Genomic DNA, 17184 nt, shown 5'->3' with positions numbered 1-17184 from the left:
AATAGGACCCTGCCCGCTCCGCGCAATTCCGTCTGGATGCCCCAGCATGAAAAAACCCGCTGACAATCGCTTGTCAGCGGGCTTTTCGTAGGAGCGAGCTTGCTCGCGAAGCGCATGGCAGATGAGCCTGGTTCGCGAGCAAGCTCGCTTCTACAGGATTGCCGTCAGCGCGGCAGGTCGAAGCGGTCGAGGTTCATCACCTTGGTCCAGGCCTTGACAAAGTCAGCGACGAACTTGCGCTCGCCGTCCGAGCAACCATAGACCTCCGACAACGCCCGCAACTGAGAGTTTGAACCCAGTAGCAGGTCGATGCGGCTGCCGGTCCACTTCGCTTCGCCGGTCTTGCGGTCACGGCCTTCGAACTGTTCGTTGTCCGCCGAGGTCGGCTTCCACACGGTGCCCATGTCCAGCAGGTTGACGAAGAAATCGTTGCTCAGGGTGCCGGGACGCGCGGTGAACACGCCGTTCTGCGAGCCGCCGCTGTTGGCGCCCAGCACGCGCAGACCGCCGATCAGCGCGGTGACCTCCGGCGCGCTAAGGGTCAGCAGTTGCGCCTTGTCGATCAGCAGCGCTTCGGCCGGCACCGAGAACTTCGACTTCTGGAAGTTGCGGAAGCCATCGGCCACCGGCTCCAGCATGCCCACCGAGTGCACGTCGGTCTGTTCCTGGCTGGCGTCCATGCGGCCCGGCGCGAACGGTACGCTGACCTTGTGGCCGCCCTTGCGCGCGGCCTCTTCGACGCCGGCATCACCTGCCAGGACGATCAGGTCGGCGAGGGAAATCTTCTTGCCGCCGGCGGCGGCGGCGTTGAACTCGGACTGGATTTCACCCAGCACGCCGAGGACCCTGGCCAATTGCTCTGGCTGGTTCACCGGCCAGTCCTTCTGCGGCGCCAGGCGAATGCGCGCACCGTTGGCGCCGCCACGCTTGTCCGAACCACGGAAGGTGGAAGCCGAGGCCCAGGCGGTGGAAACCAGTTCGGCGACCGACAGCCCCGAGGCCAGCACCTTGGCCTTGAGTGCGGCGATGTCCTGCTCGTCCACCAGCGGGTGGTTGACCGCCGGGATCGGGTCCTGCCAGATCAACTCTTCTTTCGGCACCTCCGGCCCCAGGTAACGTGCCAGCGGGCCCATGTCGCGGTGGGTCAGCTTGAACCAGGCACGGGCGAAGGCGTCGGCGAAGGCGTCCGGGTCTTCGTAGAAGCGCCGGGCGATCTTCTCGTAGGCCGGGTCGACACGCAGCGAGATATCCGTGGTGAGCATCGACGGCGCACGGCGCTTGGACTTGTCATGGGCATCGGGAATGCTGCCGGCGCCCGCGCCATTCTTCGGCTGCCACTGGTGGGCGCCGGCCGGGCTCTTGGTCAGCTCCCATTCGTAGCCGAACAGGTTCCAGAAGAAGTTGTTGCTCCAGCGCGTCGGCGTAGACGTCCAGGTGACTTCCAGGCCGCTGGTGATGGCATCGCCACCGGAGCCCGTGCCGAACTTGCTGACCCAGCCCAGGCCCTGGTCTTCCAGGCCGCCGGCTTCCGGGTCGACCCCGACGTTATCCGCCGGGCCCGCGCCGTGGGTCTTGCCGAAGGTGTGGCCGCCGGCGATCAGGGCGACGGTTTCCTCGTCGTCCATGGCCATGCGGGCGAAGGTTTCGCGGATATCACGGGCGGCGGCCACCGGGTCGGGGTTGCCGTTGGGGCCTTCCGGGTTCACGTAGATCAGGCCCATCTGCACGGCGGCCAGGGGGTTCTCCAGGTCGCGCTCGCCGGTGTAGCGCTTGTCGCCGCCCAGCCAGGTGGTTTCCTCGCCCCAGTAGACATCCATGTCCGGTTCCCAGACATCCTCGCGGCCGCCGGCGAAGCCGAAGGTCTTGAAGCCCATGGATTCCAGGGCGACGTTGCCGGTGAGGACGATCAGGTCGGCCCAGGACAGCTTGGCGCCGTATTTCTGCTTGATCGGCCAGATCAGCCGGCGCGCCTTGTCCAGGCTGACGTTGTCCGGCCAGCTGTTGAGCGGGGCGAAGCGCTGCTGGCCACGGCCAGCGCCGCCACGGCCATCGCCGATGCGGTAGGTGCCGGCGGCGTGCCAGGCCATGCGGATGAACAGCGGGCCGTAGTGGCCGAAGTCGGCCGGCCACCAGTCCTGGGAGTCGGTCATCACGGCGCGCAAGTCGGCCTTCACCGCTTCCAGGTCAAGGGTCTTGAAGGCCTCGGCGTAGTTGAAGTCCTCGCCCATGGGGTTGGACTTGGAAGAATGCTGGTGCAGCAGGTCCAGCCTCAGCTGGTTCGGCCACCAGTCACGGTTCGATGTGCCACCACCGGCGGTCTGGTGGAAGGGGCAGCTACCTTTCTTTTCTTCACTCATTGCAGGCTCCTTGTGGACGCCTGTGCGGCGCCTCGTATTCGCACAACCCATCAGAAGATAGATCAACTGGGGAAGGCTGCTATTGCAGTTATTGATTGGCTCGAGCGGTAAAAGGCTATCGATGGGAGATGGCGCAAAGCCTCATCCCGGGAGACGGCAACGCACGCGGTGGTCATCGGTGCTGTAGGAGCGAGCTTGCTCGCGAACCCGCTTCACGCCGAGTTGATCCGGTATTGGGCGGTTCGCGAGCAAGCTCGCTCCTACGAAGAGCCTCGCCCATTGGCTGAACGATTGCTGTCCGGCCCTCGCTGGCCGGACCGCTACGTCATCAGAACGCGAAGCAGGAACAGCCGAAAGCGCCCCAGAAGCCCTGGAAGTCACTCACCGGCACGCTCGACTGGCGCGCGCGCTCGTGGCTGTGGCCATGCACGCCGCAGGAGCCGACGCACTGGTGCACGGCCTGCTGCAGCGGTGCCTGCGGGCGCCAGTGGCCGGGGACCATGGCCACCGGGGACCACTCCGGCACCACCGGGATGCTCGGCGGCGCCAGCTTGTCGAACTCGCGGTCGCCATGGACGATCTTGCCGCCCACCACGGTAAGCACCGACTCGATGGTCTTGATCGCCTCTTCCTCGACGCTGAAGAAGTCCTCCGAGAGCACCGCCAGGTCCGCCAGCTGGCCGGCCTTGAGCATGCCCTTCTTGCCCTGCTCGCTGGAGAACCAGGCGCTGCCATGGGTGAACAGCTGGATCGCCACGTCGCGGGACAGGCCCTCCGGGTACAGGCTCAGGCCGCCCACGGTCTTGCCGCTGACCAGCCAGTACAACGAGGTCCACGGGTTGTAGCTGGACACACGGGTGGCGTCGGTGCCGGCGCCGACGGGAACGCCTTCGGCGAGCATGCGCTTGATCGGCGGCGTGGCTTCGGCGGCCTGCTTGCCGTAGCGGTCGACAAAGTACTCGCCCTGGAAGGCCATGCGGTCCTGGATGGCGATGCCGCCACCCAGGGCGCGCACGCGCTCGATGTTCTTCGGCGTGATGGTCTCGGCGTGGTCGAAGAACCACGGCAGGCCGTTGAACGGGATATCGCGGTCGACCTTCTCGAACACGTCGAGCATGCGCGAAATGGATTCGTCATAGGTCGCGTGCAGGCGGAACGGCCAGCGCTGCTCCACCAGGTGGCGCACCACCGGTTCCAGTTCCGCTTCCATGCTGGCGGGCAGGTCCGGGCGCGGCTCGAGGAAGTCCTCGAAGTCCGCTGCCGAGAACACCAGCATCTCGCCGGCACCGTTGTGCCGCAGGTAGTCCGTGCCCTGGCCGTAGGTCACGCTGGAGGTCCAGTTCCTGAAGTCGGCCAGTTCTTCCTTGGGCTTCTGGGTGAACAGGTTGTAGGCGATGCGCACGGTGAGCTGGTCGGCGTCGGCCAGTTGCTGGATCACCTGGTAGTCGTCCGGGTAGTTCTGGAAGCCGCCGCCGGCATCGATCACGCTGGTCAGCCCGAGGCGGTTCAGCTCACGCATGAACTGGCGGGTCGAGTTGACCTGGTACTCCAGCGGCAACTTCGGCCCCTTGGCCAGGGTCGCGTAGAGGATCATCGCGTTGGGGCGGGCGATCAGCATGCCGGTGGGCTCGCCGTTGCTGTCGCGGACGATCTCGCCACCGGGCGGGTTCGGCGTGTCCCTGGTGTAACCGACGACGCGCAGCGCGGCGCGATTGAGCAGCGCGCGGTCATACAGGTGCAGGACGAACACCGGAGTGTCCGGCGCCGCCTTGTTCAGCTCTTCGATGGTCGGCAGGCGACGCTCGGCGAACTGGAATTCGTTCCAGCCGCCGACCACGCGTACCCACTGCGGAGACGGCGTGCGCTGGGCCTGCAGGCGTAGCATTTCCAGGGCGTCGGAAAGCGACGGCACGCCTTCCCAGCGCAGCTCGAGGTTGTAGTTCAGGCCGCCACGGATCAGGTGCAGGTGCGAGTCGTTGAGGCCGGGGATAACGGTGCGGCGGTTGAGGTCGACCAGCTTTGTCGAGGCGTCGCTGTAGGCCATCGCCTGGGCGTCGCTGCCGACCACCAGAAACTTGCCGTCGGCAATGGCCACGGCGGTGGCGTGCGGGCGCTCGGGGTCGACGGTGTGCAGCTTGCCGTTGAACAGGATCAGTTCTGCGTTGCTCATGCTCGGGTACCTCAGCGTTGCAGGAAGGCCAGCAGGTCTTCGTTGAGTTGCTGCGCGTGGGTAACGGCGAAGCCATGGGGAGCGCCGGCGTAGACCTTCAGTGCGGCGCCCGGGATCTGTTCGGCGGCCAGCTTGCCGGTGGTCTCGAACGGCACGATCTGGTCGTCGTCGCCGTGGATCACCAGGGTCGGCACGTCGACCTTGGCCAGGTCGGCGCGGAAATCGGTTTCCGAGAACGCGGTGACGCAATCCACGGTGCCCTTCAGCGATGCCAGCAGGGCAATGTTGAGGGTCTGGGTGAGTACGCCGGCGGAAACCTTCTGGCCGTGGTTGGTGCCGTAGAACGGCGCGGCGAAGTCGGCGATGAATTGCGCACGGTCCTGCAGCAGGCCGGCCTTGATGCCGTCGAACACGCCCTTCTCCACGCCCTGCGGGAAGTCCGCGGTCTGGCCGAAGATCGGCGTCACCGCACCCAGCAGCACCAAGCCGGCGACGCGGGCAGTACCATGCCGACCGATGTAGCGGCTGACGTCACCGCCGCCCATGGAGAAGCCCACCAGGGTCACTTCGCGCAGGTCGAGGTGCTCGATCAGGCCGGCGATGTCATCGGCAAAGGTGTCGTAGTCGTAGCCGCTCCACGGCTGGCTGGAACGGCCGAAGCCGCGGCGGTCGAAGGCGATGCTGCGGTAGCCGCGGCTGCTCAGGTACTGCATCTGGTATTCCCACATGTCGCCGTCCAGCGGCCAGCCGTGGCTGAACAACACGGGTTTGCCGCTGCCCCAGTCCTTGTAATAGATCTCGGTGCCGTCGCGGGTTACGAAAGTGCTCATGGAAACTCCTCTGCCTGCCATGCAGGACGATGTGGGTACGGGCGCCAGGCAGGCGCCGCGGGAGGGGAAAGCTCAGTCGGCGTTGAGCCAGCCGGCGCAGCGGCGGGTCACCCAGGGCATGATCAGGTAGACCACCAGGAGGACGATGCACAGGGTCACCAGCAGATTGCTCGGGACCACTCCGGCAAGCACCGGGAAGCGCTCGAACGCCGGCGCCCAGAGCGGCGGGATGAGCATGGTCAGTGGGCTGATCACCAGATAGGTGAGCAACGCCTGCTTCCATTTCGGTGGCTGGCGCACGCTGCCGTGCTCCGGGGTGAACCAGAACTCGGCGTCGTTGTGGATCAGCGGGTGGTCACCCTCCTCCAGCAGCGGCAAGACCTCGGCGACCAGCTCGGCGCGCTCGCGGGAGTCGATCCAGGCCTGCAGCTGGCCGGCGCGGGCGAAACGCACCACGGTAGTGAACATCGCGCCCTCGCCGTCCGGGCGGATCACGTTGACGCCCAGGTGCCCCGGCTGCCGCCGCGCCGCGGCGACGGTGCGGCGCAGCCAGGCCTCGTAGCTGGGCAGGGCTTCGCAACGCACCTTGTGGTGAACCACCAGCGTCACCACGCTGTTCAGATCGATGGCATCGGCGCTCATGGCTGTTCCGGGCTCAAGTTGAGGTCCGGTCACTATGGCGGGGACGACGGCTGCCCTATTGGACGCATGTGCTGGGTTATGGCCCTTGCTTTCGCCGGGCGCCTGAGCCGAAACAGGTTATCCGCCCCACACTGCTGATCGGGCGACCTGTAGGAGCGAGCTTGCTCGCGAACGCTCTTCCCGGGCATTCCGGCGCTGGGCGGTTCGCGAGCAAGCTCGCTCCTACGAAAAGCGTCAGCGTGTGCGACATGAAGCACGGGACGTACGGCTTCAGCCTCAGCAGCTGGCCTATGGGACGGATGTGCTGGGTCAGGGCCCTGCATGGGTGACCGGGCAACCTGTAGGAGCGAGCTTGCTCGCGAACGCTCTTCCCGGGCGTTCCGACGCTGTGCGGTTCGCGAGCAAGCTCGCTCCTACGAAAAGCGTCAGCGTGCGCGATGTGAAGCACGGGACGCACGGCTTTGGCCTCGGCAGCGGCTGCCCTATTGGACGCATGCGCTGAGTCAGGACCCTGCATGGGTGACCGGGCGACCTGTAGGAGCGAGCTTGCTCGCGAACGCTCTTCCCGGGTGCTCCGGCGCTGGGCGGTTCGCGAGCAAGCTCGCTCCTACGAAAAGCGCCGACGTGTGCGACGTGGAGAACGGGACGCCGGGTTTTTGTAGGAGCGGACTCCGTCCGCGATAGGTCCGCAGTGCGCCGAAAATTATTGCGGACGGAGTCCGCTCCTGCGCGCCTTCAGGCCGCAGTGCTGGCCATGTCGACCTGCCGCAGGTAAGCGCGCGCGGTGTGAGGCACGCGGTAGCGCACCTCGCTGTCGCCCTGCTCTACCCACAGCAACGACTTGTCCGCCAGTTGCCGCACGGCGGCGAACACGCATTCGCGGCACCAGCGCTTGTCGTCCAGCGAAGCGACCGCCGCGTCCAGGGTGAAGCCATCGGCGATCTGCGCGAGCAGGCCCAGGCAGCGCTGCTCGGCAGCATCCAGCAGGCCATAGCTCCAGTCGTAGGTCGCGCGCAGGCTCTGCTGCCGCGCCGGGGCGGTGCGGCGGCCGGGCATCAGCAGTTGCATGGGCGTGTCCAGCAGCGCCGGCAAGCCGGCGAGGCCGAGGATGCCTACCTGCCGCGCCGCTATCTCGATGGCCAGGGGAATGCCGTCCAGGCGCCGGCAGATGTCGATGATTGCGCGCACCTGGCCAGGCTTGAGTTCGAAGCGGTCGCAGACCTCCCGCGCGCGCATCACGAACAGCTGCACCGCCGAACTGCACATGGCCAGCGCCAGCGGCGCATCGTCCCGCACGGGCACCTCCAGCGGCGGCAGGCGCAGCACATGCTCGCCCTCCGCACGCAGCGGCTCGCGGCTGGTGGCCAGGATGCTCAGCGCGGGATGCAGGCGCAGCAGGTGCTCCACCGCCTCGGCGCAGCGTTCGGCGAGGTGCTCGCAATTATCCAGCAATAGCAGGGTCGGCTCGAAGGTCGGTTCGCGCAGCAGGATGGCAAGGCTCTGGCTGAGGGAAACGCCGTCCGGGTCAATGGACAGGTCGAGAAAACGCACCTGCGCGAAGTGCTTGCCGAGCTGTTCCGCGGCATGGATCGCCAGCGAGGTCTTGCCCATGCCGCCGGGGCCGACCAGGGTCAGCAGGCGCGTCGCCGGCATCTGCTTGAGCACCCGCTCCAGCAGCGCCTGGCGCCCGACCAGGCCCATCAGCAGCACCGGCAGATTGCTGGCGCGCACCTCGCACGGCAGTGCGACGGCCTGCAGCGGCGCGCTGACGGTTTCCACCACGCCGACGAAGCCATAACCGCGCAACGGCACATTGGCAATGTAGCGCTCGCCGGTGCGACCTTCGCCAAGGGCGCGACGCAGGGCGGCGATGTGCACGCGCAGGTTGATCTCTTCGACCACGGTATCGCCCCAGACCTGGGCGATGATCCTGTCCTTGCCGATGATCTCGCCGGGCTGGCGGATCAGCACCTGGAGAATGTCCAGCGCGCGGCTGCCGATCCGCACCGGGCGATCCCCCTGCAGCAACTGGCGCTTGTAGGGGTGGAACTGGAAGCGACCGAACTGCAGGACGGTCTCGGTGCGGTTTTCCGTGCTTGCGCTCATGTCCTGCTCACGTCTGCGGATCTGACGGATCGCTCTACTACGGGTCCTCCAGGCGATCTGGCCAGTACCGAGGTGACGCGCCCCTGATTGGTGGTCAGGGTATTTTCCCGTCCTCGTGTGACAGCGCAAATCCCGCAGGGGGAAGGATTCGGCCAATCAGGGTGCACCGGACGGTCAACCGGCAGGAAATGCGGCGCACTGCCATCAGGCGAAGCCGAACTGCTCGCGGTACTGGCTCGGCGTCATGCCGATGCGTTCGCCGAATACCGTGCGCATGTGCCGGGGGCTGCCGAAGCCGCTGCGGCAGGCCACCTGCTTGAGTGGCAGGTCGCTGCCTTCCAGCAGCTTGCGCGCGTGGTCGATGCGCGCGCTCTGCACGTACTGCATGGGCGTCATGCTGGTCTCGCGCTGGAAGGCGCGGGCGAAGTTGCGCGGGCTCATGGCCACCTGCTCGGCCAGGCGGTTCACCGTCAGTGGCTCGTCGATGTGGTCCACCACGTAGGCCTGGGCACGGGCGATCACCGAGCCGTCACGCACCACCGATACCAGCAGCGGGCCGAACGGTGTCTGCCCGCCCTGGCGCTTGAGCACCACCAGCAGCACCTTGGCCACTTCCAGGGCGACATCCTTGCCGTGGTCCTCGGCGACCACCGCCAACGCCATGTCGATGCCGGCGGTAACGCCGCCCGAGGTGATCAGGTTGCGGTCGATGACGTAGATGCGCTCAGCCTGCACCTGGGTGCGCGGGTACAGCTGCGCCAGGCGCTCGAGATAGTTCCAGTGGGTGGTGCAGTGGTAACCGTCGAGCAGCCCGGCGGCGCCGAGCAGGAAGGCGCCGGTACACACCGCGCCATAGCGTTTCGCCGCGCGCGCCGCTACCGGCAGCCAGGCAGTGAGCGCGTCGTTGCGGCCGTTGTAGGCGCCCGGCCCGCCGGGCACCAGCAGCAGGTCGACGCCGGCGAGCAGTGCTTCCAGCGGCAGGTCGGCGCTCATCTTCAGGCCGCTGGAGGCGCGCACGCCCTCGGGCTTCGCCGCCACCGTCAGCAAGCGGTAGTGCCGCTCCGGCGGCAGGTAGCGGTTGGCCATGGAGAACACTTCCATCGGCCCGGTCACATCCAGCGCCAGCACATCGTCGTACAGCACCATGGCCACTGTTTTCATTCTTCTGCTCGCACGCAAACGGAGCTTGGCGGTTTCGCCTGCCCCGGTATCGGAAATCGCCACTGTACCCATTCGCGCTCCTGGCGAATCGCACGTTTGCATCATTCTCCGCCAGGCGGGCCGAGCACACAGGTCCAATAAATGCCCTGGCGGCGAAACCATAGTCTGCCCCTCGGCGCCTTCGGGCAGGTCTTGCAGAACTGCAAAGTGGCCGTGCAAGGCTGTCTGTTCCGCGCCTTTCGCCGATCGGCAAAGATGCCTCCACGGTTCGGCACTGACTTCCGCAGGCCGCACCCACCGACCACTCGAAGCGCCTCCACCCACATCATCCACAAGGACCATCGCCATGACCGCCATCGCCAAAGCCACTCCCGGCAAGACCCTGCTCAACCCCACCGACCACACCCTGATCATGATCGACCACCAGTCGCAGATGTCCTTCGCGACCAAATCCATCGACGCCGTGACCCTGCGCAACAACGCTGCCCTGGTGGCGAAGGCGGCCCGGGAATTCGACGTCTCCACCATCCTCACCACCGTCGCCGAGAAGAGTTTCTCCGGCCCGATCTTCGACGAGATCAAGTCGGTCTTCCCCGAACACAACGTCATCGACCGCACCAGCATGAACACCTGGGAAGACCCGCGCATCGCCGTGGAAGTGAACAAGTTCGGCAAGCAGAAGATCGTCCTCGCCGGCCTCTGGACCTCCGTTTGCATCGTCGGCCCGGCCCTGTCGGCCATCGACCAGGGCTTCGAGGTCTACGTCATCGCCGATGCCTGCGGCGACGTCTCCACCGAGGCTCACGAGATGGCCCTGCAACGAATGATCCAGCTGGGCGCGCGCCCGATGACGTCCCTGCAGTACCTGCTGGAACTGCAACGCGACTGGGCCCGCGGCGAGACCTACGATGCCACCGTGAAGACCTCCATCGAACACGGCGGCGCCTACGGCCTCGGCCTGATCTATGCCAAGACCATGTTCAACGCCAGCGAAGGCCACTGAGCCGACGCACCAGAAGGGGGCGGCGTGGCCGCCCCCTTTTTCATTCCCGAGGGACAGACCATGCCGACCCAAGACCGCAACGGCGCCCTGGCGCTGCTGTTGATGCGCGTTGCCGCCGCCGTGCTGCTCCTGCAGGTACACGGGCTGCCCAAGCTGCTGCACTGGCAGAGCGAGCTGCAGCGCATCGAAGACCCCTTCGGCCTCGGCGCTGTGCCAACCCTGGCGCTGGCGGTGTTCGCCGAAGTGCTCTGCCCGATCCTGCTGATCCTCGGCGTGTTCGCCCGCCTCGCCTGCCTGCCGGTGATCGCCGTGCTGCTGGTGGCACTGCTGTTCGTGCACCCGCAGTGGTCGCTGGAGGAAGGCCAGTTCGCCTGGTGGATGCTGATTCTCTTCACCGGTCTGGCGATTGCCGGGCCGGGGCGCTATCGCTTCGCCCTGCCCCGCCTCGCTGTTTTCCGCACGGAGTCCTGAGCGTGAGAAACGTCCTGTTTCCCTGCGCCCTGGCACTCGCCTGCGCGCAGGCCCACGCTGCCGACTGGTCGTTGCTGTCGCGCAATTACTTCCTCGACAACGACTACCGCAGCCCCGGCCCCAACGGCCAGAGCCTGCGCCGTGAATGGGCGCAGGGCTTCATCGGCAAGTTCAGCAGCGATGTCACGCCCGGCGCCATTGGCCTGGGCGTCGACGCCCACGCCTTCCTCGGCCTGAAGCTCGATGGCGGGCGCGGCCATGCCGGTACCGGCCTGCTGCCGCTGGACAGCGACGGGCGCAGCGAGAGCGACTACTCCGATGCCGGCGCCGCGCTGCGCCTGCTGCATGAGAAGAGCAGCCTCGCCTGGGGCGAGATGGAAGTGGAAACGCCGGTATTCGACACCGGCGACAAACGCCTGCAACCCGAATACGCCACCGGCTGGTTCCTCGACGATCGCAGCCTGCCTGGCCTGCGCCTGCAAGCCGGGCGCTTCACCGCCTTCAAGAACCAGAACTCCAGCTCCAGCCACGGCGAATTCGAAGGCTACGGCGCCAGCACCCGCTTCGGCGGCCTGAGCCTGGCCGGCGCCACCTGGAGCGCCCCGGGTTCGAACTGGGGCGGCGCACTCTATGCCAGCCAACTGGACGATGTCTGGCACCAGGCCTACGCCAACCTCAACGGCCACCTCGGCCGCTGGTCGGTGGACGCCAACCTCTACAAGACCGGCGACACCGGCAGCGCCCGCGCCGGCAACATCGACACCCTGGCCTGGAGCGTGCTGGGCAAGGTCGCCCTGGGCAGCCACGCGCTGAGCCTTGCCTACCAGAAGGTCAACGGTGACACGCCCTTCGATTTCGTCGGCGGCGACTCCATCTATCTCGCCAACTCCATCAAGTACGCCGACTTCAACGGCCCCGGCGAGCATTCCTGGCAGGCGCGCTACCAGTGGGACGGGGCCAGCGCCGGACTTGCCGGCCTGACCCTTTCCGCACGCTACGTGCGCGGCAGTGGCATCGACGGCACCCACGCGCCTTGCGGCGGCGCGTACAACCCCATGCAGGGCGGCACCTGCCAGCCGGCCTACGGCGACGACGGCAAGCACTGGGAGCGCGATCTCGACGTGCGCTACGTGGTCCAGTCCGGCCCGGCCAAGGACCTGGCGCTTAGCTTCGCCCAGGTCTCGCACCGCGCCAACGACGCCCAGGGCGGCGCGGATATCGACCGCATCTACGTGATCATCGAGTACCCGCTCAAGGGCGTGTTCTGAGCTTGCGGCGCCGCCTACGCAGGGCGCGTTATGCGCCCTGCGTTACTGGAAAAGCACGTTGTAGGATGGAGTGGAGCGAAGCGAAGCGATACCGATCATTACCCTGCTCCAACGGCATGGGTATCGCTGCGCTCCACCCATCCTACAAATGCCGATGAATTCCGTTCACGGCAGCGGCGCGCTCATGTACTCGACCATCCGCTCGCGCAGCCAACGTTCGGCCGGGTCGTTGTCGTGGGCGGCGCTCCACACCAGCGACAACTCCGCCGGCTTGATGTCCAGCGGCGGGTCCTCGGCACGCAGGCAGCTGTCTTCCACCAATGCGCAGGCGGCGTAGTCCGGCACGGTGGCGATCATCTCGGTGTTGCGCAGCAGCGCCCGCAGGCTGCCGAACTGCGGCACGGCGAGAACCACCCGGCGGCGGCGCTCGATACGCTCCAGGTCGAGGTCGATGGCGCCGTTCAGGTCGCCGGAGAACGACACCATCACGTGCGGCCGCGAGCAGTACTCATCCAGCGTCAGCGGGCCGGGGCGGTCGTCGCCGCGCAGCACCTTCACGCCGATATCGCGCAGCTTGCGGCGCTTGGCGTTGGCCGGCAGGTCGGTGGTGTAGCTGACGCCGACGGTGATTTCGCCTGAGGACAGTAATGCCGGCATCAGCAGGAAGTTGGCCCGGCGTACCACCACGGTGATGTTCGGGGCGTCCTGCTGAAGACGCGCCAACAGGGCGGGGAACAGGCCGAACTCGGCATCGTCGGAAAGGCCCAGGCGGAAGATGTTGCAGCTGGTCTCGGGTTCGAAGGACTTGGCGCGGCTGACCGCCGCAGAGATCACGTCCATCGCCGGGCGCAGTTCCTCGAAGATGTGCAGCGCCCGGCTGGTGGGCTCCATGGCGCGGCCAGCGCGGACCAGCAGCGGGTCGTCGAACAGGTCGCGCAGGCGCGCCAGGGCAGCGCTGACGGTGGACTGGGTAATGAACAGCTTTTCGCCGACGCGGGTGAGGTTTCGCTCCAGCATCAGGGATTCGAAGATCACCAGCAGGTTCATGTCCAGGCGGCGCAGGTCGTTTCGGTTCATGGCTGGTCGCTCGGGCTGTGGGAGTGGGAGTGGGAGTGGGAGTGGGCATCTTTGCACAAGACAAAGGTCACGCCAGTCGAGCATGCCTCACGGTGTTTTTCTTGGACGGATGTGCTTGAAGACGGAATGCCTGGCGAATTCGATTGAGGATCGGATCACCTTGATTTACCTTGAATTTTTTATTTCCAAGGCGGTTTTTCCCGCCACTGCAAGCCGACCGGAAGAGAGACATCATGCCCGCACCTGCCCACCAGGTAGCGACCATGCTCGCCCCCCAGACCCACCGTCTGGTACAGCAGCTCATGGAGGAGCTGGAAAGCCAGGGAGAAGGCATCCGGCAGGCCAGCCAGCGCCTGTGCCGGCACCTGCTGGAACACTACCGCCTGCCACCGCCGTGCTACGACGCACCCAGCGAGGGCGAACGCCTCGCCCTCGCCCCCTGGCAGGAGCGCAAGGCCAAGGAGATCCTCGCCGGCTGCCTGCTCAGCCGCCTGTACATTGCCGACGTCGCCGAGCAGTGCGGCCTGTCGCGCAGCCATTTCTCCCGCGCGTTCAAGCAGGCCACCGGCCTCGCGCCGCGGGAGTGGGCCCTGCGCCTGCGTATCGAGCGCGCCCGCGAGCTGTTGGCCAACGGCGCCGCGCCGATTTCCCAGGTCAGCCAGGAGTGCGGCTTCGCCGATCAATCGCACTTCTGCCGCAGCTTCCGCAAGCTGGTGGGCTGCACGCCGAAGCGCTGGCGGCAGGCCAGCCGGGTCGGTGGCGCGCGGGAGCTGGAGCCGTCGGCATTGTAGGAGCGGACTCTGTCCGCGATGGTTTGCCCCACTCCGGGACGGATCGGAGCGATGCTGAGTCGATCGCGGACGGAGTCCGCTCCTACGCCAGTCGCCATTTCTGATGGCAATTCCTACGCCGTTCAGGAAGCGTTCAGCCAGGACGGGAAGAACCTTGAGGTATGACAGGTCCGACGTCATCCCCACCGTCTAGTCTGGGTGCAGTCCTAATTTCCCAACAGGCAGGAGCCGGGAGTCAGCGCATGACTGCACAGCAAACCACCGACGGCAAACCGCAAACCACCGACTGGTACCGCAAGAGCGTCGACCAGGCCATGGCCGATCTGCAGACCAGCGCCGAAGGCCTCTCCCCCGACGAGGCCGAGGCGCGCCTGCAGCGCGTCGGGCCCAACGCGCTGCCAGCCAAGGATGTCGATCCACTCTGGCTGCGCTTCGCCCGGCACTTCAACGACGTGCTGATCTACATCCTCCTGGCCGCCGCCGTCGCCACCGCGCTGATGGGCCACTGGACCGATACCATCGTCATCCTGCTGGTGGCGGTAATCAACGCCGGCATCGGCTTCTTCCAGGAAAACAAGGCGGAGAAATCCCTCGCCGCCCTGCGCGGCATGCTCAGCAGCACCGCCCATGTGGTGCGCAACGGCAAGAAAATCGAGATGGACGCCGCCCAGCTGGTGCCCGGCGACATCGTCATCCTCCGCCCCGGTGACAAGATCCCCGCCGACGTGCGCCTGTTCGACGTGCATCACCTGCAGGTCGAGGAATCCATGCTCACCGGTGAATCCCTCACCGTCGGCAAGCACGCCGCTGCGCTGGACAAGGACGCGCTGCTGGCCGACCGCACCAACCTCGGCTTCTCCGGCACCAACGTCAGCGCCGGCAACGCCCGTGGCGTGGTGATCGAGACGGGCGGCAACACCGAGCTGGGCCGCATCAACAAGCTGATCGCCAACGTCGACGAAAGCGAAACCCCGCTGCTGCGGCAGATCGCCGAGCTGGGCAAACGCATCTTCCAGCTGATCGTCGGCATGATGGTGGTGCTCTTCATCATCGGCTTCTTCTGGCACGACTATCCGTTCGGCGAGCTGCTGCTGTCGCTGATCAGCCTGGCCGTGGCCTCGGTGCCCGAAGGCCTGCCGGCCATCGTCTCGATCATCCTGTCGCTGGGCGTGCAACGCATGGCGCAGAACAAGGCGATCATCCGCAAGCTGCCGACCGTGGAAACCCTGGGCGCCATGAGCGTGATCTGCTCGGACAAGACCGGCACCCTGACCATGAACGAGATGACCGTGAAGAGCGTGCTGCTCGCCAACGGTATCTACGCCGTCGAGGGCCAGAGCTATGAGCCCAGGGGCCGCATTACCTTCGGCAGCACCAGCGACGAGCTGGACTGGTCTCGGCATCGCGCCCTGCAGGACTTCATCCGCGCGGTGGACATCTGCAACGACAGCAGCCTTGCGCTCAACGACGAAGGCCGCTGGGGCGTGGTCGGCGGCCCAACCGAGGGCGCGCTGAAGGTCCTGGCGCGCAAGGCAAACCTGCCGGAGATCGAGTTCCAGAAATTCGGCAAGATCCCCTTCGACTCGGCCTACAAGTACATGGCGCGGCGCTGCGACGTCGCCGGGCAGAGCCTGGTCTACCTCAAAGGTGCGCCGGACGTGCTGCTGCGCATGTGCCAGCAGCAGCTCGGCGGCAATGGCGTGGAGCCGCTGGATCGGCAGTACTGGGAGCGCGAGATGAGCTTCATCGCCGGGCAAGGCCTGCGCATGCTCGCCGCCGCCTACAAGCCGGTGCAGCCCGATGACGGCGTGATCGACCACGAGGACGTGCAGGACGGCATGATCTTCCTCGGTGTCGCCGGCCTGCTCGACCCGCCGCGCCCGGAGGCCATCGAGGCCATCGCCCTGTGCAAGCGCGCCGGTATCCAGGTGAAGATGATCACCGGCGACCACCCGGACACCGCCGTCGCCATCGCCGGCATGCTCGGCATGGGCAACGACCTGCGCGCCATGACCGGCCAGGAACTGGAACAGGCCGATGATACGCAGCTGAAATCCCTCGCCCTGCAGTACTCGGTGTTCGCCCGCACCAGCCCCGAACACAAGCTGCGCCTGGTGCGCGCGCTGCAGGCCAACGAGGAAGTGGTCGGCATGACCGGCGACGGGGTCAACGACGCCCCGGCACTGAAGCAGGCCGACGTCGGCATCGCCATGGGCATCAAGGGCACCGAGGTGACCAAGGAGGCCGCCGACATGGTGCTCACCGACGACAACTTCTCCACCATCGCCGGCGCCGTGCGCGAGGGGCGTCGGGTCTACGACAACCTGAAGAAGACCGTGCTGTTCATCCTGCCGACCAACATGGCCCAGGGCCTGCTGATCGTCATGGCGATCCTCGCCGGCGCAGTGATTCCGCTGGCGCCGCTGCAGATTCTCTGGATGAACATGGCGACTTCCACCACCCTGTCCTTCGCCCTGGCCTTCGAGCCTGGCGAGCCGGGCATGATGCGCCGGCCGCCGCGCAACGCGAAGGAGTCGATCCTCAACGGCTTCGCCGTCTGGCGGGTGCTCTACGTCGGTGGCCTGCTCACCGCCGCGGCCTTCCTGCTGGAAGCCTGGCTGGTCAGCAACGGCCACGACACCGACTACATCCGCACCATGATCCTGCACACCCTGGTCACCGCGCAGTGGGCGTACCTGTTCAACTGCCGCCTGCAGGAAGAGTTCTCGCTGAACCTGGCGCTGCTGCGCAACGGCGCCCTGCTCACGGTGACCCTGGCGCTGATCCTGCTGCAGTGCCTGGTGATCTACGTGCCGTTCATGCAGACCGCCTTCCACACCGTCGCCCTGCCCTTCAGCGGCTGGATGATCTCGCTGGGCATCGGCATCGCGGTGTTCTTCGCGGTGGAGCTGGAGAAACTGGTGATCCGCCGCTGGAAAGCGGCGCGCGGCTGATGTGGCGCGCGCAGGAGCGAACTCAGCTCGCTGGGAGATTGGAGCGGCGATGAGTCGATCGCGGACGGAGTCCGCTCCTACGCTTGGCCATGCCCTTGTGGGAGCGAGCTTGCTCGCGAACGAGTTTCCCGGTAGCTCCGGCGCTGGGCGGTTCGCGAGCGAGCTCGCTCCTACAGGAAGAGCCGCAGCGGCGGCAGGAGCTTCTCGTGTGGGAACGGACTTTGTCCGGGATGATCGCGCACAGCTCCCTGGGAGATTGGAGCGGCGATGAGTGAATCGCGGACGGAGTCCGCTCCTACGCTTGGCCATGCCCTTGTAGGAGCGAGCTTGCTCGCGAACGAGTTTCCCGGTGGC

Annotated in this window: 12 protein-coding genes; 5 read left to right on the top strand and 7 right to left on the bottom strand. The window is 66.5% G+C overall.

What is annotated here, in order from left to right; all coding sequences use genetic code 11:
- Positions 1–164: 164 nt before the first annotated feature.
- From katG to L6D89_RS14255, 6 genes are all read right to left on the bottom strand, one after another.
- Entirely contained in the window at positions 165–2357 is a 2193-nt protein-coding gene (gene katG, locus L6D89_RS14280; RefSeq protein ID WP_236200183.1) for a catalase/peroxidase HPI, read from the bottom strand.
- A 328-nt stretch (positions 2358–2685) separates the two neighbouring features.
- Positions 2686–4527: an amidohydrolase gene (locus L6D89_RS14275; RefSeq protein WP_236200182.1), complete on the bottom strand. Its 1842-nt coding sequence runs from the start codon at positions 4525–4527 to the stop codon at positions 2686–2688.
- An 11-nt stretch (positions 4528–4538) separates the two neighbouring features.
- On the bottom strand, positions 4539–5357 hold the full coding sequence (locus L6D89_RS14270; RefSeq protein WP_236200181.1) for an alpha/beta fold hydrolase: 819 nt from the start codon (positions 5355–5357) through the stop codon (positions 4539–4541).
- 72 nt (positions 5358–5429) lie between these two features.
- Entirely contained in the window at positions 5430–5999 is a 570-nt protein-coding gene (locus tag L6D89_RS14265; RefSeq protein WP_236173432.1) for a putative antibiotic biosynthesis monooxygenase, read from the bottom strand.
- A 735-nt stretch (positions 6000–6734) separates the two neighbouring features.
- Positions 6735–8105, bottom strand: a complete 1371-nt coding sequence (locus tag L6D89_RS14260; RefSeq protein WP_236200180.1) for an ATP-binding protein — start codon at positions 8103–8105, stop codon at positions 6735–6737.
- A gap of 204 nt (positions 8106–8309) precedes the next feature.
- The gene (locus tag L6D89_RS14255; protein ID WP_236200179.1) at positions 8310–9266 is read right to left on the bottom strand and encodes a GlxA family transcriptional regulator; all 957 of its coding nucleotides are present in this window, start codon (positions 9264–9266) and stop codon (positions 8310–8312) included.
- A gap of 346 nt (positions 9267–9612) precedes the next feature.
- On the opposite strand from L6D89_RS14255, the gene L6D89_RS14250 reads away from it, so the two are divergent.
- From L6D89_RS14250 to L6D89_RS14240, 3 genes are read left to right on the top strand one after another with little or no spacing between them, the layout of a single operon-like run.
- Positions 9613–10269, top strand: coding sequence for a hydrolase (locus tag L6D89_RS14250; RefSeq protein ID WP_236173435.1), 657 nt, complete (start codon positions 9613–9615; stop codon positions 10267–10269).
- A gap of 60 nt (positions 10270–10329) precedes the next feature.
- Positions 10330–10740 (top strand): DoxX family protein, encoded by a 411-nt coding sequence (locus L6D89_RS14245; RefSeq protein WP_236200178.1) that lies wholly within the window; start codon positions 10330–10332, stop codon positions 10738–10740.
- Positions 10741–10742: 2 nt separating this feature from the next.
- Entirely contained in the window at positions 10743–12008 is a 1266-nt protein-coding gene (locus L6D89_RS14240) for an OprD family porin (protein ID WP_373874951.1), read from the top strand.
- A 165-nt stretch (positions 12009–12173) separates the two neighbouring features.
- Here the strand turns inward: L6D89_RS14240 and L6D89_RS14235 are convergent, their stop codons facing one another.
- Positions 12174–13085, bottom strand: coding sequence for a LysR substrate-binding domain-containing protein (locus tag L6D89_RS14235; RefSeq protein ID WP_236173437.1), 912 nt, complete (start codon positions 13083–13085; stop codon positions 12174–12176).
- 233 nt (positions 13086–13318) lie between these two features.
- Between L6D89_RS14235 and L6D89_RS14230 the strand changes: the two genes are divergently transcribed.
- A complete protein-coding gene (locus tag L6D89_RS14230) occupies positions 13319–13876 on the top strand; it encodes an AraC family transcriptional regulator (RefSeq protein ID WP_236200177.1) in 558 nt (185 codons plus the stop codon).
- Positions 13877–14118: 242 nt separating this feature from the next.
- On the top strand, positions 14119–16830 hold the full coding sequence (locus tag L6D89_RS14225; RefSeq protein WP_236200176.1) for a cation-transporting P-type ATPase: 2712 nt from the start codon (positions 14119–14121) through the stop codon (positions 16828–16830).
- The last annotated feature ends 354 nt before the right edge of the window (positions 16831–17184 follow it).

Origin of the sequence: Pseudomonas pseudonitroreducens (assembly GCF_021603645.1) — a bacterium.
Taxonomy (GTDB): Bacteria; Pseudomonadota; Gammaproteobacteria; order Pseudomonadales; family Pseudomonadaceae; genus Pseudomonas; species Pseudomonas pseudonitroreducens.
Note: the sequence above shows the minus strand (reverse complement) of the source record. Positions and strands in the feature narration are given on the sequence as shown.